Here is a 21,091-nt window from a genome sequence, read left to right as displayed (position 1 = left end):
CCCGACCTATTAACAACCACCCAACACGCTTACAGCCACAAGGCCAAACCCCCAACATAAACAACGCGTTTAGTTCCTATAGCCCCAGAACCTGGTTTCCTCATCCATGGCTTCAGCAAGCGATTTGCTCAAATGCCTGAATCTCAAATGCCGGAGTTCCCCGAGCGGAAACAATGTGTCTCGCAGGTTGTTAGGCGTTGCTTTTGCCGCAACGAGAACCGTTATCCGACTTCTACAGATGGAAGAGGCCATGTCAGACTCTTTTTATACTGGGAAGAATCGATCCCTCCCACGAAGCACCCCAAGCAGAAATACAAGTTGCTTGAACCTATCAGGTTTCCCCCATGCGCAGTACGTCCAGCCGCATACCGGGCACACTCAGTCCCACCCGACAGCGATCTGTACTCATACTCACCCGATGTTGGCGGCCGACATTGTTTCACCGGGTGCTCATATAGCAAGCCAAACGGCTAACGCCAGGCTTGCTGCGCCCAATATGCACAGCACGAACCAGCGCTTGTCCTTCTTGCCCAATACGAATCCCCGAACAATCAGCGCCAAGCCAAGCAAAGCCGCGAATACCATAATCCAGAAACCCATGTTCTAGGCCTTTCGTTGCAGTTTGATGATTCGATCATGTTGGTCATTCAGTGAGGCGTCGTGCGTAACGGTGACGATTGTGGATTCCGAATCGCAGTTCAGGCCAAAGAGCAGAGCGATGATCCTCGACCTGTTCGCTGAATCGAGAGTGGTAGCGGGCTCATCAGCAAGAACAGCCTCGGAATTCATAATGACGGCCCGCGCGAAAACTGTTTCTGCTTTTCTCCCACCGGAGCATTTAAGCGGTTTTGCCAAGTATAAACCCAATGCCCAGAGAGCCCACCACCTGGCCGAATCTTCCCGAATGCCCCTTGCCTGACGTCCCTGCCTAGAGCAGGGACAGCTTGATGTTGCCCGTGATGCTCAAGGACCTGATGAGCCTTGATTCCTGCAGAACGAACCTGATTTCCTGGCTCCTCCATGCAGCCGATCCAGGCTCTTTCTACAAGGACCAGCCTGCGCTCTCTCCCTGCAAGCGAACCATCCGCGCAAATTCACCATCTGCTGCCATAAGCTTCTGCGGGGAACCCTGCTCGACCACACGCCCATGGTCAAGAACCACAATCTTGTCAGCCTGCTCGACAGTGTGCATCCGATGGGCAATGACCATGACCGTCTTGCCCACCAGCAATTGCGATAGGGCCTCCTGCACCTGCGTCTCGTTCTCTACATCCAGGGAGGCGGTAGCCTCGTCAAGCAAGACGACCGGGGCATTCTTGAGGATGGCTCTGGCAATGGAGATTCGTTGACGCTCGCCTCCGGAAAGCCTGGAACCGTTTTCACCAATCATCGTCTGATACCCCTGTGGCAGGCGCGAGACGAACTGGTCGCAGTTGGCTGCCTTGGCCGCAGCCAACACCTCCGCATCACTGGCACCGCTCCGACCCATCCGTATATTGCCCATGACTGTGTCATCAAAAAGCATCACGTCCTGGAAAACCACGGCATAGTCTCGCAGAAGAACCTCCGGATCCACTTGGCTCACATCCACCCCTCCTACGGTGATGGAACCTGAAGCGGCATCCCAGAAACGGGCCGCCAACCGAGCGCAGGTCGATTTCCCTGATCCCGAAGGACCGACCAGGGCCGTAATCTCCCCCTCCTTGGCAGTGAAACCGACATCCTCAAGAACCGGCTCACCTGCCGCCTTACCCGCAAGGCCGGGATAGGAGAAGGCAACGTGGTCGAAGACGATATCGTGCCCATCGGGATGAAATTCCGTACTCCCCTCGGCTACAGGTTCCTCGGTGATGGAGCGGATCCGCCGGGCCGAGCCTTGGGATTGGAAGAGCTCCGAAACCAGCATCAGGGCCTGATCAAAGGGTGAGTAGATCCGTGAGACCATCAGAAGGAAGAGGAACATGACCATGAAGTCGATCCTGCCCTGAACGATCAATCCGGCAGCCACCAGGAAGGTGGTTGCCACGCCCAACCTCAGAACCACCATGGCGGAGTTCATTATGAGGCCATTGGTCATCTCAGTTCGGACTGTAATGGCTTCGGTGTCATCGATGGTCGAGAAGAGCCTCTCCAGATACCTGTCCTCCTGATTGGTGGCGTGAATCTCCCGAACGCAGTCAAGCGTCTCCTGAATGCCGTCACTGACCCGAATCTGGGCCTGTCTTGTACGCTGCGACGCGGTTTCGACGAATCGCCGAGTGGCAAAGATGATGGCGAAAGCCACCGGCACACTCCAGAAGGCAGCCAGATCAAGAGCCCAATTGATGGGCAGAAGGGCCAGGAAGACCAGGACAGATGAGACGACTGCACCGTAGAGCTGGCTCAACGCATGGGCGTAGGCATGCTCCATGGTGGCTACGTCGCCCAGAATGGTATCGGTCAGATCAGCCAGGTCGCGCCGTCCGAAAAAGGAGAGCGGCAGTTTGCGCAGTCTCTCGGCAAGGTCGATCCGCTGGGTTCCGGTCTGGCTGAAAACCGCGCCATAGGAATAGCTGTACTGGAACCAGGAGGAGCCGAAAAGTATGAGGGCAAAGAGCAGGAGACCGGCAAGGTAAGGCAAAATCTCCGGCAGGGGCGCCCCTGCTGTCAGGTGTTCAACAAAAGCGTTCATGACCAGCAAAAGGGAGGCCGTTCCCGCCATGATGATCAGATTGGTCAGTGTGGTCCAAAGCGTTCCCAGAACCACGATCTTCATGCCCTGGTCGGACAGGGCATACTTCTTCTTAAATGAGGCCAACACTTATGCCTCACCTCCTTCCCTCTGAGTGTCGGAATTACCGGTCGACGAGTCCGTAACGAATGGCTCGGCACCGGAAGCGGCGTACTCCTCGCCCGCAGTGAAGCCTGCTGGGTTTTGATCCGCTTTGCCGACAGCCTTTGAAGAGTTGTCGACCTTCCAGGAGACCGCCCGTTCGTAATCAGACCAGAGACGGGCATAGGTACCCTGCGCATCAAGAAGCTGGTTATGAGTGCCCTGCTCAACTAGGTGACCCCCATCCAGCACCAGGATTCGATCGACATGCGCCACAGTCGACAGACGGTGGGCAATCATGAGAACGGTTCGCCGTCGGCATCCTTCAACCCGGGTCAGCTTGGTCAGCGCCTTCTGTATCAAGACCTCGTTCTCGGGATCGGCAAAAGCAGTCGCCTCATCCAGGACCACAATGGGAGATTCCTTGAGGATCGCCCTGGCCAGGGCCACACGCTGGACCTCTCCCCCGGAAAGGTAGGTTCCATTTGAACCGAGCATGGTGTTAAGCCCATCAGGAAGCTTGTCGACAATGCCCATGCACTGAGCCGCTCTCAGCGCATCCATGACCTGCTCAGGAGTGGCTTCCGGTCTGGCTGCGCGGACGTTCTCCAGGATGGTCGTCGAAAAGAGCCTGTTGGTCTGGAAAACGAAGGCGACCTGCCCCATCAGATCGTGGGGATCGATGGACCTGACATCAATACCACCCACGGCGACCCTGCCGGAATCCACATCCCAAAAACGAGGCAACAGACTGGCACAGGTCGATTTCCCGCCTCCCGAAGGTCCGACCAGGGCCACCGTTCCACCCTCCGGCACCTCGAAATCAATCCGCTCCAGTGCCGGGCGATCGGCACCTGGGTAGGTATATGACACCCGTTCCAAGGAAGCATCCGCCGACTTCGGATGTTCAGGTTCGGTGGATACCGTCAGGGGGTCAACGCTGAGCACACCTGTGATCCTGCTCAAGGCATCGTCAGCCTTGCTGAAGGACTCACTGGAGAACTGCAGACGGGTCATGGCCGTGGGAACCATGCCCGAGAAGACGGCGTAGAAGGCAAAATCGGCCACAAAAGAGGTGAAGTCACTCTGCCCCGAAGCCAGCAGGATGGCCACAGGAATCAGGAAGATCACGGTCCCGTTCAGGGCCGTCATCTGAATGGTCTGGGGCAGATGGCAGATTTGCATGGCATAGTTCCTTGCTATTCGGCTGTAATGTTCGATGGCCTCATGGAACGCCTTGAAGGAGTACACCGTCTGTTGGAAGACCTTGACGACCGGAATACCACGGACATATTCGGTCCCGGTCTTCGACATCCGCACCAGCGCATCCTGGTATTCCGTCATAAAGGACTGTCCCTGATCGTTCATCATGACACGGATGCAGACCAGGGCTATCAGAATGGGGAAAAGGCAGGCCAGGCCCATACGCCAGTCGAAGACCAGCATCAGTATCGGCATGCCCAGAATCATGGCGAAGGATCCAGCCGCGTCGGGGAGTATATGGGCAAGCAGATTCTCGGTGTCGGCCGCCGAGCCATCAATGGTGCGGCGCAACTCGCCTGAAGCATGGAGATCGAAATACCCCAGGGGCAGGCTCATCAGGTGGCTTATGGCCTCTTTACGCATGTTGGAGGCACTCCGGAAGGCTGCCAGATGCGCCATCAACAGTCCTGCACAGTACAGAATGACGGAAGCCGCCGCAAACCCCAATCCGGCCCATCCGTATATGGCAATTCCCGTGGCCTGGGACCATTTCGGCGCTACGGCGAGGAGGTCTTTTACTGCCAGCCATATGCAGATATAGGGTCCAAGGCTGGCAATCGTGGAGAGGGCGGACAGACCACAGCCGAGATAGGAGAACACCTTACGAGGGCCGGCGAAATCAAGCAGCCGCCTGAGGGAACTACGCCCATGCGACCTCTCACGATTAGGCGCACCTCCCCCACCCTGTGCTTTACCTTCTGCAGGATCCGGTTTGCTTCTCGAATCCGCCTGATCTGTGGTCATCTCTTTCCTCCAGGTTCATCCAAAACTCTTGTCGTTCGCTGCCATCGAACGTAATCTGAGAAGTCAATGCCCGGAAGACCGTCACAGAGCGCCGAATGAATCCATAAAAGGTGCGAACGAAAACGAAAGTCCGCCGAGATCGCCATAAAGCCGGCAGGATGAAACCAGGTGAGCCATGACAGACCACACGATATACTCCGAATCCCGCGAGATTCAGACCCTCTATCGCCCCCAGGCGGAGCAACTCGGCATGGAACTCCATCACCGATCGGGAGGATTGGAAGGGCAGGTCAATGGCGACATCTGTCAGGGAAGATTCCAAGCCAATCCAGCGGGTCCTCATTGCCTGGTCATATGGCACGACATCACCTTCCTGCGCGAGATGAATTTCAGCGAGTACGCCATGACCGACTACGCCTGCCTGACCCTGGATGAAAGCCCGGCATCCAACCACGCTCCCTATGGGTTGCAGCCATGTACGAAGCAGGAGGGCAATATGGTCTCCTTGGTACAGCAGGCGGGAACAGTCACCAACCATATGCCGGCAGGCTCCCGCTCGCGGACCCGGAGCATCTGCATCCTCCCCGACTATTTCATGGAGCTGGAAAACCAATGGCCCGGCCAGGTCAAGGGACTCTTTGACGCCTTCTGCCAACCCTGGCCATCCGATATTGCACTGGCCGCTTCAACCGCCCTGTCATCATTTGCCCCCGGAAGGCCGGGCCGGACGGAGTTCCTTATAAAAGCACACATCGACCTCCTCATGGCAATGTTGGCCCAGGCTTCCTCTGCACTTGTGCAAAGACACGAATCCTCACACGACCACGAACTGGTCCAGCAGGTCAAAACCCATATCCAATCCAACCTGGGCGGCAATCTCTCCATCGATCGGATAGCCCAATCACTGTATGTGGGACGCACCCGTTTATGCCTCGCCTTCAGGCATCAGACCGGAGTAAGTCTGGCCCGGTACATCAGAGAGCAAAGAATGGACCGGGCCCGCCGTCTTCTCTTGTCCACTGGTGAGGACATTGCCTGGATTGGCAGGCAGGTCGGATATATGCATCCCAGTTCATTCAGCGCGGCTTTCACCAGAGAAACCGGGGTTGCCCCAATCACTTGGCGCGAGCACTGCAACCGTGTTCGTTAGTCTCGCCGCAATCGAAGCTTCCGCAGTTGCGGATGTTCCCGTCCTGGCAGATGGGAACCATCTCACGCTCCTCCTCGCATATCGATCAGGTCCATATGGCTCTGCATCGAAACGAAGGAGCCTATCCGTGGCTTGCCGCTGCGAATCGTTATTTCTGGAACTTTCAGGCGTACATGGCGATTGCATCCAGGTAACGTACTTTTCCCGCTTTCACCAGATTGTGCAGAGCATCCATATCCTCTTCGAGGATGCAAGGCATTCCCAGCGGTGATTGATATAGAGGTCTACGTAGTCCATTCCCGGACGTTCTAGGCTATGGTCGATTTGCTGCATGGTGGGTTTGCGGGCATGAAGAAGACTTGGGGCAGTGGCAATTCCGTCCTACTTCGCATACCTCTTCAGGCCCTGGACCAGGTATCGTTCGGTATTCCCATGCGGATAGACATTGGCAGTGTCGAAGAAACTGGATGGGTCTTCGAGTAACATGATATTCTTCTTAGCGTTTATCCACGATAACCGAACGCAGCCCCCGCCAGGCTTTCGCACTTTTCATGATGAACGCACGACCGGAGAAGTTTGATCAAAATCTGGTCCGCTCCACTTCATCGACAGTGGCACTCTGGGTGGAAGGATCATCGCAACAGCAGACTTCACCTTCTGTGTTCGACACTCTAGTGGCGCAAAATACGACCAAGTGGCCGCCTTTCGCTTTTAGGTTTGTGTGAAAGTTGCATGGTACAGAGCATATTGCGGATATCGATGAGACTCCAGAACGGTACCGGACATGGTCACTTCGGACTCCTTCATTGAGTCTCATCTTCTCCATGCAGCGTGGCAGAAAAGGCAGTGCGCCGGCACCAAACAGCAATGGACAAACCAGACGGAACTCTCATTACTTCACCGAGTCAAGCTCAAAATTGCAGTATCCCGCCGCCTATCTCAGATATACCCATTTTCTTCATCGATAAAGTCCTCATGGATACCCTTTATGGTGAAACTAATCATTACGCACCCTCACAAAAGTCATCAAGAATAGACTTATCATTGAGACTACAAAAAGTTCAACCGCCGATATTCCGATACCTAATCTTGAACCTATCTTATTGGCAACAAATCCGCCAAGTAAATAGCCTATAGAATTCACCCCGATTAGAACTGCCTTGTATATACTCGTGACTCTACCAAGGTACTCCTGCCCAACTTCATTCTGCCGATTCGTGATTATACTGATATTAAGAATCGACTCATTAATCGCGATGCATGCAATTGAAGAAACTAAAATTATTAAATTAGCGCTTAATGCGAATACCGCCCGAAAAAGAGAACCGGCAATAATCGACAGTACCAAAAGCTGGCCAAACTCAATCTTTTTATTTAACCAATTTACTACGATCGTTCCAATCAAAGCACTGACTGCCGCGATTGACAAAATCAACCCAATTTGATCCGAAGAAAGACCCATTTGTTGACGTAAGATTATCAGACTATCGTTCTGAAAGTTAGCCGATGCTATATTAACCAAGGCGGCAAGCACAAGAGGGTACAGAACAGCACGAATTTTAGCAGTGTATCGCACCCCATCCTTTATATCTGTGAATACTGCATTTACACCGTGCTTAATAGAGGAAAACCTTGCAAAAGGGTCTCTCTGAGATATCAGGATTATATTATTCACCAGCAGTAGACTGATTAAATAGAAAACCACAGATATGCCGGTCAACAAACTTTGAGGAATGAATTTATACAGCACTCCCCCTAGTATGGGTAGCGCGAAATTCACACCGTACTGTATTCCGTAAACTGTACTGTTTAATTTCGAAAAATCTTCTTTTTTAACCAAGAATGAAACAAAAGTAATTTCCGACACCGTACTTAAGATGTTCATCACACTTACTGCAACCGAAACTGTGTAAATGATAAAAATCATAAATGCCGACGATATTTTCAATGCCAAAGCCATAGCAAGAACCAAATAACTCAGCAGTCTGATCAAGTCACTAAAGATCATGATCTTCTTTACATCTAATCTGTCTATTATCGCACCTATCGGAAGACCCAAAATAAGGAACGGTATTGTTTCGATTGCAGAGATGAACGACAGATGTATTCCGCTACCTGTTATATCCAGCACTATGAGAGGTAATGCAAACATCATTAAAGAGCTCCCACAGTTATCTGTAACTACCGAGGAAAGATATAATCTGTTGTTCCTGTCCTTTAGCAAATTGTCCATGTCAATATCCGAGGCCTTTATCTCCAATTAGGATTACTCGATCTGAGTGAACGTCTCGTTCTAGAGCAACTACATCTGTGCAGATTGTTACTGCTCTCCTTGTTTCTCCACCGTTAATTCGCCCATGATCTCATTCGACTCAATCAAATAGTAGTAATTGTATACGTCAGAATTTATTTAAAAAACGGATTTGGATGACTAACAAAATCATTATTATCCTCTTACAACGAACCAATTGCGCAGGTAGGGCATGATTGGGGAATGAGTGAAAGTTTCCTATCAGTTGCCATCACTCCCCCGTATGCCGTAGTGCCCGGCGACAGGGGGGGGGGGGGCATAACTGCTCATTGGAATTGACGGTTTAGGTCTACCGAACATGCTTTGTATAGAATTTCAAGGTTTCACCTGAAGACGATGGATTGATTGAATCCCTGGGGCGAGACCAGAATAGTTGCTCTAAATGATCAACTTTTGTTAACCTTGTTTATCTCAGATTAGAGACAATTGTCATATGCTATCTATCGTCTATCCTTATTTGCATTCACAAAAATTAGACTATTTGTTTATCTGAGCAACACGAAAGACCCTCGCGTTCTCCCCGGTTTTGCACAAAGGAACAACTTACATAGGAAGAAGTATAATTGTTAAAATATTATAGCTCGGATAACTTCTGATCTACAGTTTTGAAGTTGGCAACAATAATAGGATCGCTTCGGAGTACAAAAGTAACAAACCTTTATCAAAAAATTGATGAATAATTTGTATATCAATTTCGAAGTTTCTGGAAAGCGAACTTTTATCCAATGCAGGATTGCAATTAACAATCCCTTGGTTGAACCCTTGACCGTGCCAATCAGACCACGCTGCCTTAGGTGTGCGACCTTGCTGAAGAGCCTGCAGGAGTTCCGGAGGCCGTGTATCGGTTCGACCGTATACGGTCCTCAATCTCCCATGAACACTTCATCGTCTGCGTGGTAGCGGAAATGCTCGCGCCGGGCGGTGACTGCAATCCTCCGGCACGCCTGCCAGCATGTACCTTTGCTTGAAGCCCTTAGATATGAATTCATCGGGCACCTTCTCCTTCCCTGGCTCTTCGGCATGCATGGCCAGCAAGCACTTCATGGACGAAGAAGCCCTAGCTTCCCGTCATACCCGCCCGCCGTTGTGACCTGAGCGGACTTCGACCACTTGTCATGTATAATGACTTGCCATACCGGCATCCAAGTGTCAGATATCAATTCAATTCACTTAGCGATAACCAGCACGAACTCACGGTGGCGCACACTAACTCGTAGGAACAGGTATAAGCCAAACACAAGAAACAACGAATAGAAAAAACACGGCCACGACGCCGACCAAGCCACTGATACACGCAGGGACTGCCGGGATCCTGGTGATACCGGTGAGCACCCTGAGCGCCTGGAAGGCACAGAAAATGCCGCTTTCTTGTTGTGGCTTCATCAGGCCAGTTGGTACAGGTAAAGCCCCGTTTCCTATTGCCAGCCGAGGAGGGCTGTCACCAGAGCAGGGCCGCAAGAGCATACCCGGCAACAGCGCAGACCACCATTACGAGCAGCAGCAACAACAGCCTCTTGCGCAGGCTGGGCGCATGGCCTCGATCGGACCGGTCCACCTCCTCACCTGCCAGGAAAGCCTTGATCTCCCTGTAGGTCCGGATATCGTTTCGTCGTTTAATGTTCTCCTCAAGGCCGATGATCATTCCCAACAGGACCAGGAGGGCGAGGAGCCCCATGAGCGAAAGCGGCCACGGCCACTCCCGCTTGGCAACTGCAACCCCATACAGCGTCAGCCCATCCACGATGAAGATGGCCGCGGCCAAGCCATAGAGGATCATATTCAGGATCTTCATGCTTCGTACGTCTTTATCGAATGCCTGCTTCATGGTGTCGAGGTCTCCTTTAATCAGCTGATCGATGGTCACGTCGAAAAGGTCGGACAAAAGGAGCAGGTTCTGCACGTCCGGGTAGGTACGATCATTCTCCCAGTTGGATATGGTCTGGCGGGACACGAATATCCTCCCCGCAAGATCGTCCTGGGACATGCCTCGCTCCGAGCGATACCGGCGAATCTGACTGCCCAGTTCCATACCCCTGCCACCCGCCTTCCCCTGGCCGTCGTCCGCCGGCCGATCGTTGGTTGATGACCATGTGCCTGCATCATCGAGGCCTGCGCAGGTCCGACCCCTTCAAGTTATCAACACACCCCCTCCATACCAAAAATTCCCCCGCCAAAAGTTTTTGACACCCTTGTTTTTCAAGGATTATCAGCATAATTCAACCTAAACACAGGTTGGAGGGAAACACCCCGGACGGGTTATCAGCACCACACCAACCACACCCGCCTCCCGGCGCCCATTGCCAAGCCCTGAGTATCGTCATGCAATTACGCGATACAAGGATAAGGACATGCAGTCGGTGGGAGAAGACCCAGTCATACCCCCCAGGATCCGCGAGTTACATCGGGAGATTATGAAGGCGGAGGTGGTTCACGCACGGAAATCTACTATGTGCTGCGCATCAATAATCAATGGAGCCGGTTCATGGATAACCATCGGCGTAGATTCCAAAGGTCTTCTCCTGGAAATGGTGGCCATCTGCGAAAGCAATCCTAAGAAAGGCAGCTCGGATAAGTGGCTTACATACCGCGTCATGACACCGACATGAGACAATACAATACGTGAACTCAGAACCACTATGAGCCTGCCATGGAGTGGGTGGGAAACAACGGCTGCTTCGGAGTGGACAACCAGATACTCAACGCCATGGCACTCGGAAACCCCGACCGGGAACGGTATGTTCTATTTGCCTGACACAGGCTCCTTGGGTCCCAAGATCATCGCAGCAGCGTATTTCATCGTTTTCGCCAGATATTCCGAATGCCTCAGAGTACGCCGAGGTGTCCTCCATGGAAGTCGGATTCAGGAGGAAATCGCAGGACACCGACACAATTCGGGTCGACTTCACAAGCAACCGCTCCAGAAAACCGGTTGTGGCATCCTGGACAGCAGCACCGTCCAGTTCATCTTCCCGCCCCAAATATCAAGACAAGCTTTCTAGCCTCCAGCCCTATGCGTTCCTATATTATTATCGTCTTGCTCTCAATGCCCTTAATCAGCAGGTCATCAAGCCGTGGGAACAGGTAGGTCCTCACAAGTATTTTCCAGCCAGAACAACTTTTCGCCATGGACCCATCCATGTGAATCTCTACCCGTTACACACTCCTTTGGGCAAGCGCTGGTTCACGATCTGGCCCTTGGGCGGAACACCATTCTTGGCCCATAAGACTCTTTTGCTGAGTGCTCTACATATTTCATTTAATAAATGTATCGCGCGATATATGTTCGAACAGACGTTGCTTTGACAAGTTAGATTTAACGTTTTATCATGAATTTGTTGCGTTGATATAACGGTTTATCAATACAATGTAGTGTTTTGACGCAAGTTCAAGTCAGGGAGAAAGCCTGAGCTTGTTGAGAAATCGCTATTAAAGCCAGTCAGAGTAGAAGGAGCTTCACAATGGCGAAAAAGATGATTCTCGATTTGGACACAGGCGTGGATGACACCTTGGCCCTGAGCTACACCCTTGGGAGCCCTGACATTGATTTGTTGGGAATCTCAGGCACTTACGGAAATGTGGTGCTCAAGCAGGGCTTGCGGAATTCACTGGCCGTTTTGAGTCTGCTGGGCCATCCCGAAATCCCGGTCTATCCCGGCATCGACCATCCAAGCGACAAAGACGAGTTTCTGACTCCATCCGCGGATATTCACGGCAAGAACGGCATCGGCGAAGTAGTAATTCCCGACTCCAATAAGGAACCTGAAACAACCAGCGCTGTCGATTTCATTATCGATTCCGTAAAGACCTATGGCAAGGATCTGGTCTACGTTCCCACCGGCCCATTGACCAATTTGGATGCCGCCATTAAGCGTGCACCTGAAATCGTCGACCAAATTGGTCAAGTGGTGTTGATGGGTGGAGCCTTGACGGTCTGCGGCAATGTCAATCCTTGGGAGGAAGCAAATATCTCCCAGGATCCGGAAGCGGCAAACAGAGTATTTCGGTCTGGTATCCCCGCAAAAATGATCGGGCTGGATGTCACCCTCCAGACGCTGCTGACCAAGAAGGAAACTCAGCAATGGCGCGACATGGATACTCCTGGCTCCAGATTCCTGGCTGACATGACTGATTTCTACATCGGCGCCTATGCGAAATTCCACCCTCACCTTCATGGATGCGGTCTGCATGATCCTCTCGCTGCCGCAGTGGCCATTGATCCCACCTTCGTAAAAACACTGCCTATGAACATGCAAGTAGACGTGGATGGGCCTACCCGAGGCCGTACCATCGGTGACAACACGCGCTTGAATGATCCACGAAAGACCATGGAGGTCGCGGTACAGGTCGACGTTCCCCGGTTCCTGAAAGAATTCATGTCCCGCACAAGTGCCGCCTGCCGCTGAAAACAATCGTCAAACTTTGCCGGGCAATAGCCGCCCGGCATCGGTTGGTTAGGAAACTACTTTGTCATCACAAAATACTCAAACTGAAGCTCTTGATAAATTCGATCCCAGACAAGATCCAGAAGTTACGAACAGGGCTGCCGTCAAAGCCTTGATTCCCCTCCTCATAACCTTCGTGCTGGGCACATTGTGCATGCAGGCATTTAATCTGGTCTTCGAACAAGTTGGCCAAGACGTGGGTGATCCCGCACATGCCTCGCTCATCACGGCAATACCGGGTATCATTCTCGGCATTGTCTGTTTCATTTACGGATCTCTCGGAGATTTCGTTTCGCTGAAAAAGATGGTCATGGTGGGCATGGCCTTCCTTTTGACAGGTTCGATTCTCGGATTCCTAGCCACATTTTTCATCACTGGCAATCTGTGGGTGGTCATAATCGCCCGTTCCGTGCAAACAGCAGGCGAACAGGTCGCAGGTTCCGTCTATCTGGTGGTGGCTACGAAGTATCTGAAACCGTCGTTAAAGGTCATATTCTTTGGCGTTTTCACCGCAGCCTTCCAGCTTTCCAACGTCATTGGAATTCTGGCAGGTGGGTGGCTGGCCACCTTGCATTGGCAATTCCTCTTCCTGATTCCCGTGGTGACCATCTTCTTTATCCCGATCCTGATGCACAACCTCCCCAGCGATAGCGGTAATGGGAAAAAGATCGATATACCTGGCTTCATACTCTTCGGTGGCGGTGCTGCTTTCCTCACGCTCTTCTTCTCATTCAATGCGTGGTGGATGCTGATCGTCTCCATTCTGCTGTTTGCAGCTCTTGCGGTGTACATCCACAAGGTGGAGGAGCCCTTTATCACGCCCGGCTTCTTCCGTAATGTCCCCTGGCTGCTGGGATGCCTGTTGGTCTTCGTCATTGATTTCACGCCGAACTGGTTCTCGCCCATGCTCAACGCCATTGGTCGCGATGTTTATTCCATCAATTCCGCCAAGGTATCCCTGCTCATCGTATGGGGACCTGTCGTTGCAGTCATCGTGGGATGCTGCTCCGGCTTCATTGTCGACAAGATCGGTCGTGGGGCATCAATTATCTGCGCTGCTACTTCAATGGCCATTGGCATGTTGATGGTTGCATTCCTAGCCCAGAAGAACACGATTTTCATGGCAATTGCCCCCATCTTCTTCAACGGCGGCCAGGCCTTCCTGTATTCGCCCTTGGTTGATACGGTTCTGGGAACACTGCATAAGGATGAATCCGGACGTGGTGTTGGCCTGAATGATCTGATTATGAACACCACCGGTTCTATCGGAATCTCTGTATTCGGTAGTCTGATGGCTAATCCGGCATTGTCGAAAGGCAGCTTGATCGGGAAAACCGGAGCAGGTGCCACATACTCCAATCTGGCTCTCATTTCGGTTGGTACCCTAATTGTAGGTGTCGTTCTGGTACTCATTCTTCGTCACAAGCTATATGGCTCTCGTACCGACCTCCAGAATGAGCGGTGATGATCAGTAGTTTATAGCCCCATCGCGGCGACAATCATATTTGTAAGTTAAACAGAATGAGTAAGGCCTGGTGGCGATTATCAAAAGACAATCGTTACCGGGCCTTCCACCAATGACCTACCAATGTTTCCCTCTGTAGAAGCACTTTTCTAAAGCAATAGGGCCCTTACCACCCAGGGAAACAACATATGTTCACTCTTTCCCCAGCAGCCCCGGTCCAAAAGCGAATTGCTTGTTATTGTAGGTTTACAGCAAGAGTCGACAACGAATTGTCTTATAAGACAGTACTTGGATAAAACAAAAGGAGCGGCTATGAGCGTACGAGTGAGGTTGAAGGATGTTGCTTCGGCCGCTGGCGTATCGGTGGCCGCCGCGTCTTTGGTTCTCAATGATAGACCTATCCGCATGTCCAAGAACAAACGGAAACTCATCATTGAGACTGCAAAGAAGTTAAAATATGTTCCCAATCAGAATGCTCGCAGTCTTGTAACAAATACCTCAATGCTGTTAGCCCTGCTGGTCCCCGATATAGAAAACTACTTCTTCGCCTCGCTGGCGAAACGTATTGAAGACACCTGCCGGTCATATGGATATTCACTGATAGTGGCCAACTCCGACGACAAGGAGAAAATCGAGCATGAGTTGTTAATTCAACTCGACTCACAGGATATCGATGGACTGTTTTTGATCCCCTCTCAAGAATCCGTAAGGAATAGCGCTGATCTTAAAGCAGCAGTTACTCGGATGAGTTGCCCAGTGATCCTCACCGATAGACTTCTTGGGATGGACTGGTGCGATAGCGTGGGTTCAAATAACTATTCAGGTGGAAGACAAGCTGCTGAAATACTGGTACGTCACGGTCATACACGCATAGCATGCATATCCGGTGATAGGGAATCCGATACCTCGGAGGCCCGCAAGGCTGGTTTTCTGGACGGTCTTTCAGAAGCAGGGTTTCCCATTAATCCAGAGCTCGATGTCAATGGAGATTATCGCTTCGGCAGCGGCTATGAAGCAGCGGATTCACTGATCGACAAGGGTGCAACCGCCGTATTCTGTTGCAACGACCTAATGGCTCTTGGTTTTGTTAACAGATTAAATGAACGTGGAATGAAAATACCCGATGACTGTTCTCTCATCGGGTACGATAATACTTTGAATCATTTAGGGGTTGGGCAGAACCTGACAACCTTCGATCAAGGGATCGCCGAAATGGCCAAAACATGCTCCTCGCAAATGATGCGTAGAATCTCTGAATTGCAAAAAGACGCTAGGAACAAGACCTGGTTGGAATCGCCTGTCACGCATGTTCTCGAACCAACGGTGGTCTACCGCGGTTCTGTGCGAAATATTCCGTCTAAAACAGATTGATCATCCTCAACAACGCACTACTAAACAGTCGTCCGTTGCAAAATGGGACATAGACAGATACGTGTGATAAATGGAAAATCTTACATATTAGAGCCGGTGCTTAATTATTCTGCATCCTGGATAGTGTCCAGAATTTTCCTTGACCCGACCTGCTCAAGACCAGGACATGAGCATCCAATACACAGCTATTTACCGAATTCGACATCAACCCACAAGAACCAGAAATTACGATCCTGACATATTGACAGCTCTTTGAATATCGTGGCTGCAAAACGGTGGCAACTCATCCATAGAGACGACACACAGTGTAACGAGATGCACCAATCCTCGGAATCCAGCATGGCAGAAAACAATTGGCTTCCGTGCACATTGAATCAAGATAAAAAGCAGGACGGGGTCATATGACGTACCTTCCTTAAATTGAACCCTTTGCTACCCACGAATGAACGAAAGCCACGGATAGGAGTATCCGCAGCAATGAAGTTCGGCATCCGAACGTTTACCCCAGACCCTCCCCCAAGGCGAGAATCTGAGCCGGCGAAAATGGCAGACTAAGAAAGCCCTAACTCCCGGATGTGGAACGAAAAGCATGGGGGGGGGGGGATACAGAACTCCGCGAAAACCTCCTACAACAAAATCTATTGGATGACCATAATTAACCTCCGGGACCCGTTCAAGTAATGTAGATGATGACTTGCTCTTCAGAGGTGCTTTTATCGTGTTAGGACTTTTGCCGCCCAAGTGTCACACAAAATCGTGCTTTTGCCGGAATCGCCGAACTATGGACAGGTTGGATCGATCCCGGATTTGTCTCGGCGGGATGGAGCCGGACTTCACGATACCATGCATTGCGCGCCGTTGCCTCTCTTTCTGTCTATGTTTTATGGCAAGCGTTTGAAAGCCATTGAAGGTTGCCCAACTGTTGTCGTCCCCTGAGACGCTATGGTCGCTATCGGTTCCTATTCGGTTGCAACCTTCCGCATGGTGTCTGGCTTGGCATTTGCCGCCTGCCCCGGCTTTGTCCTTGGCTCTGATCCGCTGCAAGTCGCCGGGCAGCCGGTCGCGCCTGCGCGAGGTCTGCCATCTGCAGTGGCTGCTTGGCATAGCCATTCCTGGAGAGATATGGATGTGTAGCCTTAGCTCGCGTCCAGAGGTAGGGGTTGTGGCGCGGCCAGGCAGGGGGCCCGCAGGAAGACGAAGGAAGGCAAACAGCACCTGCGGGCAGGTATAAGAAGAGGCCGGAGCCTCTTTCGGGTTCCGACCCTTGCACGTTAACAGGCTACGCCAAGTTCATCTGCGTTCGAGTTCATGCTGTGCATCGTGCACGTCGTCATGCTGGACGATCCTAATCAAACATAGAAGCAGCAAAGCAGTCCGACGGCTAGGTGAGCGCAAAATAGCACGGAAAGCCCGAAAAACCACGGCGCTAGCTTCGTGTTGCCTAAAATATCAATCGATGATGCCTCCGGTAATTATGCTGCGCTGATGAACCTGCGGTAGCTTATGGAAAGCCAGTTGCTAACCATGGCATCCCCTGCGCTTATTCCCAGTCCCCTGAAAGATTCCAGCTCGTAGGCAAGACGGAACGACCACTACGTCAGCGACGCTTACCGGCGGTGCTGCGACGGTTGGAATGGCTATGTATAGATTCCCTGTATTGAAGTTGCCTATCGTTTTCACAAAATTGGGAGTCGCGGATATAGCGGATATATTAGTCAGCATAAGTGAAATTGGAGTACGACAATAATACGGTATTCACTATTGTCGAGTGGTCTTTAACTCTCCGTAGAAGAGATTTCAGTTTAAGACTCGTATTAACACCCTGCTTGTGTCCTACTCAGTATCATTACTGTCCTGACTTCTTCCGGAATTTACGAATTGCATCATACATTCCAGCAATAATCTGGTTCGGATCCATGGCTTCATCAGCGTCGCCGAACTCGGTTCGCACTGTCATTCTCTCTTTGAAAAAGTCAACCTGCTCGACCTTGATTTTGCCATCTTTGCCAGGCTGGAGTGTCTTGACCTTTAACCGCGAAACGTGTGCCCCAGGTAATCCGCCGTTTACACCTTTCGCGAGTATCCCGGCTTCTTTAAGTAGCCAGTCAACGGCAAGGCCCTCTTTCTGCGTGCGATCGAGGGTGATATTTAAATTAATCTTCATGTTGTCACTCCCAGCCAACCCTTTTCCCGATGCTGCGACCGCTACCCCCTTTTCAATCTGACTTTCCGACTTGCCATACGGTTGTCCCTCGAACTGGACATACAAGGATCTTACGCCTACTGCAGATTGGAGTTTTTCCTTGGCATTCTTGCGAAGGACGGGCTTAAACACAAACCTTCGGCCTTTTTGCTGCAGATTCAAGTGAAGTGTCATCCATTCAGCGGCCGCTATGGATGTCGGGCCGGCCGACGAGCGAAACATTGCCACATATTTGGTGCCTTCCACCGGCAGCAAATACGTGTATTCATCAATCTCGCTCAACCCGAGTGCCTTTCTATGGACACCCAGGCTTTTCGTATTCCCTTGTGCATCTTTGCCTTCTGGCCAATCGTGAAGCGCCCTAGGCTTCAAAAGGTGAAAATATCTTGCTACCGGAGTTGAGCTTTCGCCAACTTCTCCTTCATAATAATTTTTCCCTAAAAAGTATGACTTCCACGGTTCTTTATATTCATTGAAGAATCGCTCCCAATCATCTTGACACCATTTCTTAACATAGCTCTTATTATCTGTCACTTCACCGGTGTAGAAATATACGGTTCTTCTTTTCCCAGCCATAACCTTGCTCCTTCGTACAAGTTTAGCTGGATAAAGAATACAACAAAATCCGGAAATACGCTTCTACAAGCAGCCACATCATACGAAAGGTCCGGGCATCTCTGCCAGACCCTTACAATAAAAAACCTGTGTGGCAATCACACGTCAACGGACCAGTTTTGTCTAGTCCTGTTGCGTATGCGCAGGCTGTGGGCTAGTCGATGTCGAACACACACTTACCAGGCTCTTCCGTTTTCACTGCTGAGGGCAGTTTCCCGTGTTTGATCCACAGGGTCACCTGCTTGCGATTGATTTTTCACCCGATCTGTCTCGAGTCCAGTCGACGGCATCCATGGGCGTGCAGGTGATGGTCCTGCCTTTGAACTCCTCCATCCTGGATTGTCTGATGGCTGTTATGCTCCACAATCTGCCGCATACAGGGCAGGTGGCCATCTGGTCGTCAGAGGGCCTAGGATATCCGCTCCGCGCTTGGGGGTGAGGCATCGCCCGTGGATGATCCGGTCCTGCGATGGCGTGGTGCGCATCCTGACCCAGTGGAGAGCATTGGTCAGGTGCCGGTAGTCGCGTCCGCCGTTTGGAGCGTCGGCGAGCCTGCCCACCCGGACTGTCAGCTTGGCGAGCAGCTGGGGCGCTCTGCGTCCCCAGAGGCCGATATCGCTGGGCGCACCCTGAAGGGTATCCTCCACCTGGCTGTACAGGTCGGCCTTTCCCCGTGCGCTTAGGGTATCCGACTACAGCTCTAATCTTGCTGGTAGTCTGCTGATAGTCCCAGACGATGCAAAAAATCACATGGTCAAGAATTGGCCTCGTTGCTCCTGGTGATATGCGCATCAGTCTCGCAGGCTGCATGCGGAGAACAGAGCTCCGATGCGGTAAAACGACTCAACGCCAAATGCAGCAAAGCATCCGATGCTATTCAGTACAACAAAAAAGAGAACAGCATACTGTACATGTCTGAATTGGACTCGGACATAAGCTCTGAGGCTTTGCCCAGTCTATCGTGCATCACGAAAACCGTTGGCGTTACCGCTGATGAGCTGAACGATCGAGTGCAAGACGACGGCAGCGGATATCTGGAGAAGAACGGATACAGCATAGGCATATCGTCTACCGGGCAAAATGTCATGCTTACCATAGAAGACCAAGAGAAGTGAAGGCAATGAAGATCGGCATGCGCACCCCCAGCCCCAGACGCTCCCTCAAAGCACGAACCACCGGCAAGTGGAAGAGGCAGGCGAAGAAGGCCCTCATTCCCGGATACGGGAGGAAAGGCATGGGATGGATACGAAACCCCAGGAAAGCCATGTACAACAAGATCTACCGGAAGACCACGGTCAGCATCTGGGACCTGTTCAAATGAGGCGAATCAGCAGCCCCGATCCGGCGGGGCTTTTTCTATGCGTCGGGAGTGTCGGAATAATCCGATGCAATTTAGTATACATTGAGTATACATTTTGGGGCCTGCATGCCTTGGTCCGGATAAAGGAAAAGCCCCACAGCCGTTGTGGCTGTAGGGCTTCTGTGTGGTGCGCCAGACAGGATTCGAACCTGCAACCTGCTGATCCGTAGTCAGCTGCTCTAATCCGTTGGGCTACTGGCGCATGTCATCTTGACGAGGAACTCGTTTTTGACAACTCATTTATACTACCGCAATTGTGGATTCTGTCCAGCCTGGTGTGTCGCACAGGAAGCGAGAAACCATAGGCCTTAGGCCGACTGTAGCCAAGACAGCCAGAGCAGATATTCAACGTTGCCATGAGCACCGGTTATGGGCGATGGCATGGTAGCTCGGACAGCAAATCCATGCTCACGTGCACAGGCCAAGACACGTTCCAGAGCCTCTTGCCTGCGGTCCTCGTCCGTCACAATGCCATGATGGCCCAGCAGGCTACGTCCGACCTCGAACTGGGGTTTGACCAGCAGCAAGCAGTTGGCAGCAGGCGCGAGCAACCTAGGCAGGACAGGAATGACATAGGTCAGCGAGATGAAAGACACATCCGAGACCACATATTCCGGATGATACGGCAGGTCTCCCGACTGGACTTCGCGTATGTTGACACCGCTCATGTCAATCACCCTAGGATCAGCGGCAATCCGTTCCAACAACTGTCCGTGGCCCACATCAAGGGCGATAACACGCCTCGCACCATGTCTGAGCAGAACGTCAGTGAAACCGCCCGTGGAAGCCCCGATATCGAGGCAAAGCCTGTCACGCGGACCGGGCATCCCCTGCGCCGCAAAAGCCGTCAGGGCACCCTCCAACTTCAACGCCCCCCTTGAGGCATAGTCATCGCCCGGATCCAGAAGGATCACATCGCCTGGCTGGACGCTCTGAGAAGGCCTCGATGCCGGATGATCATTGACCGTAACCCGACCCTGACGAATCAAAGCCTGGGCTCTGGCACGCGAATCCGTCAGCCCTTGCGCAGACAGGATGCGGTCAAGCCGGTCGCGGGCAAGAGCAACGGTTCTTCTACGACCGGCCCCTGCTTTGACGACCAGGTCCTCATCGTTCACTTGCCCTCCCGGTTCAGGTCCTGCTGGAGCCCCGTCAGCACCTTGCCGAGCAGCTCGACCTGTTGTGCATCGTCCAGATTGTCCAATTCAGCCAAATCAGGGAAACGCTCCAAGAGAGGGGCCATAGCTTGCTTATCCATGGGCTTTTCAGGTGCTAATGCAGTCGTATCCTCATCATCTGCCTGTGAGAACCGTCCAGAATACTCAGACCCTACAGGCTGCCCAGTCTGGCCGGAC

14 protein-coding genes and 1 tRNA gene are annotated in these 21,091 nt (G+C 52.0%); 6 read left to right on the top strand and 9 right to left on the bottom strand.

The window, feature by feature from the left end; all coding sequences use genetic code 11:
• Positions 1–450: 450 nt before the first annotated feature.
• The 3 genes from H3T88_RS03190 to H3T88_RS03180 form a co-directional block, all read right to left on the bottom strand.
• Positions 451–600 carry a hypothetical protein gene (locus tag H3T88_RS03190; RefSeq protein WP_015022038.1) on the bottom strand — a complete coding sequence of 50 codons (150 nt, stop codon included), beginning with the start codon at positions 598–600 and terminating at the stop codon, positions 451–453.
• A 442-nt stretch (positions 601–1,042) separates the two neighbouring features.
• The gene (locus H3T88_RS03185; RefSeq protein WP_198203505.1) at positions 1,043–2,800 is read right to left on the bottom strand and encodes an ABC transporter ATP-binding protein; all 1,758 of its coding nucleotides are present in this window, start codon (positions 2,798–2,800) and stop codon (positions 1,043–1,045) included.
• Positions 2,801–4,819 (bottom strand): ABC transporter ATP-binding protein, encoded by a 2,019-nt coding sequence (locus H3T88_RS03180; RefSeq protein ID WP_198203504.1) that lies wholly within the window; start codon positions 4,817–4,819, stop codon positions 2,801–2,803.
• 175 nt (positions 4,820–4,994) lie between these two features.
• On the opposite strand from H3T88_RS03180, the gene H3T88_RS03175 reads away from it, so the two are divergent.
• Entirely contained in the window at positions 4,995–5,969 is a 975-nt protein-coding gene (locus H3T88_RS03175) for a helix-turn-helix domain-containing protein (protein WP_198203503.1), read from the top strand.
• Between the two features lie 997 nt (positions 5,970–6,966).
• Here the strand turns inward: H3T88_RS03175 and H3T88_RS03170 are convergent.
• Positions 6,967–8,202, bottom strand: a complete 1,236-nt coding sequence (locus H3T88_RS03170; RefSeq protein ID WP_269748960.1) for an MFS transporter — start codon at positions 8,200–8,202, stop codon at positions 6,967–6,969.
• A gap of 1,516 nt (positions 8,203–9,718) precedes the next feature.
• Complete coding sequence (locus H3T88_RS03165) at positions 9,719–10,309, bottom strand: helix-turn-helix transcriptional regulator (protein WP_015022045.1); 591 nt, start codon at positions 10,307–10,309, stop codon at positions 9,719–9,721.
• Between the two features lie 818 nt (positions 10,310–11,127).
• Here H3T88_RS03165 and H3T88_RS03160 point away from each other — a divergent pair.
• The 4 genes from H3T88_RS03160 to H3T88_RS03145 all read left to right on the top strand — a co-directional run bounded on the left by H3T88_RS03160 (position 11,128) and on the right by H3T88_RS03145 (position 15,558).
• Positions 11,128–11,583, top strand: a complete 456-nt coding sequence (locus H3T88_RS03160) for a hypothetical protein (RefSeq protein WP_143740777.1) — start codon at positions 11,128–11,130, stop codon at positions 11,581–11,583.
• A 155-nt stretch (positions 11,584–11,738) separates the two neighbouring features.
• Complete coding sequence (locus tag H3T88_RS03155) at positions 11,739–12,683, top strand: nucleoside hydrolase (protein ID WP_046323066.1); 945 nt, start codon at positions 11,739–11,741, stop codon at positions 12,681–12,683.
• Between the two features lie 61 nt (positions 12,684–12,744).
• The gene (locus H3T88_RS03150; RefSeq protein WP_198203501.1) at positions 12,745–14,187 is read left to right on the top strand and encodes an MFS transporter; all 1,443 of its coding nucleotides are present in this window, start codon (positions 12,745–12,747) and stop codon (positions 14,185–14,187) included.
• Between the two features lie 312 nt (positions 14,188–14,499).
• Positions 14,500–15,558 carry a LacI family DNA-binding transcriptional regulator gene (locus tag H3T88_RS03145; protein ID WP_198203500.1) on the top strand — a complete coding sequence of 353 codons (1,059 nt, stop codon included), beginning with the start codon at positions 14,500–14,502 and terminating at the stop codon, positions 15,556–15,558.
• Positions 15,559–17,404: 1,846 nt separating this feature from the next.
• Here H3T88_RS03145 and H3T88_RS03140 read toward each other — a convergent pair.
• The gene (locus H3T88_RS03140; RefSeq protein ID WP_015022051.1) at positions 17,405–18,337 is read right to left on the bottom strand and encodes a hypothetical protein; all 933 of its coding nucleotides are present in this window, start codon (positions 18,335–18,337) and stop codon (positions 17,405–17,407) included.
• Positions 18,338–19,496: 1,159 nt separating this feature from the next.
• Between H3T88_RS03140 and H3T88_RS03135 the strand changes: the two genes are divergently transcribed.
• The gene (locus H3T88_RS03135; protein ID WP_110417355.1) at positions 19,497–19,697 is read left to right on the top strand and encodes a hypothetical protein; all 201 of its coding nucleotides are present in this window, start codon (positions 19,497–19,499) and stop codon (positions 19,695–19,697) included.
• A gap of 164 nt (positions 19,698–19,861) precedes the next feature.
• Here the strand turns inward: H3T88_RS03135 and H3T88_RS03130 are convergent.
• From H3T88_RS03130 to H3T88_RS03120, 3 genes are all read right to left on the bottom strand, one after another.
• Positions 19,862–19,938 (bottom strand) — tRNA-Arg (locus tag H3T88_RS03130).
• Between the two features lie 106 nt (positions 19,939–20,044).
• Positions 20,045–20,839 carry a TlyA family RNA methyltransferase gene (locus tag H3T88_RS03125; protein WP_198203545.1) on the bottom strand — a complete coding sequence of 265 codons (795 nt, stop codon included), beginning with the start codon at positions 20,837–20,839 and terminating at the stop codon, positions 20,045–20,047.
• 11 nt (positions 20,840–20,850) lie between these two features.
• Complete coding sequence (locus H3T88_RS03120; RefSeq protein WP_157930020.1) at positions 20,851–20,994, bottom strand: hypothetical protein; 144 nt, start codon at positions 20,992–20,994, stop codon at positions 20,851–20,853.
• Positions 20,995–21,091: the final 97 nt, after the last annotated feature.

Origin of the sequence: Bifidobacterium sp. W8110 (assembly GCF_016101375.1) — a bacterium.
In the GTDB taxonomy this organism is placed as follows: domain Bacteria; phylum Actinomycetota; class Actinomycetes; order Actinomycetales; family Bifidobacteriaceae; genus Bombiscardovia; species Bombiscardovia asteroides.
This window is presented reverse-complemented; position numbering and strand designations above follow the sequence as displayed.

What these genes read in the sequence shown, in the direction of transcription:
- H3T88_RS03120 (WP_157930020.1), bottom strand. Translation starts at nt 20,994, where the DNA reads ATGGATAAGCAAGCTATGGCCCCTCTCTTGGAGCGTTTCCCTGATTTG.
- H3T88_RS03165 (WP_015022045.1), bottom strand. Translation starts at nt 10,309, where the DNA reads ATGGAACTGGGCAGTCAGATTCGCCGGTATCGCTCGGAGCGAGGCATG.
- H3T88_RS03140 (WP_015022051.1), bottom strand. Translation starts at nt 18,337, where the DNA reads ATGGCTGGGAAAAGAAGAACCGTATATTTCTACACCGGTGAAGTGACA.
- H3T88_RS03175 (WP_198203503.1), top strand. Translation starts at nt 4,995, where the DNA reads ATGACAGACCACACGATATACTCCGAATCCCGCGAGATTCAGACCCTC.
- H3T88_RS03135 (WP_110417355.1), top strand. Translation starts at nt 19,497, where the DNA reads ATGAAGATCGGCATGCGCACCCCCAGCCCCAGACGCTCCCTCAAAGCA.
- H3T88_RS03155 (WP_046323066.1), top strand. Translation starts at nt 11,739, where the DNA reads ATGGCGAAAAAGATGATTCTCGATTTGGACACAGGCGTGGATGACACC.
- H3T88_RS03145 (WP_198203500.1), top strand. Translation starts at nt 14,500, where the DNA reads ATGAGCGTACGAGTGAGGTTGAAGGATGTTGCTTCGGCCGCTGGCGTA.
- H3T88_RS03160 (WP_143740777.1), top strand. Translation starts at nt 11,128, where the DNA reads ATGGAAGTCGGATTCAGGAGGAAATCGCAGGACACCGACACAATTCGG.
- H3T88_RS03170 (WP_269748960.1), bottom strand. Translation starts at nt 8,202, where the DNA reads ATGGACAATTTGCTAAAGGACAGGAACAACAGATTATATCTTTCCTCG.
- H3T88_RS03180 (WP_198203504.1), bottom strand. Translation starts at nt 4,819, where the DNA reads ATGACCACAGATCAGGCGGATTCGAGAAGCAAACCGGATCCTGCAGAA.
- H3T88_RS03190 (WP_015022038.1), bottom strand. Translation starts at nt 600, where the DNA reads ATGGGTTTCTGGATTATGGTATTCGCGGCTTTGCTTGGCTTGGCGCTG.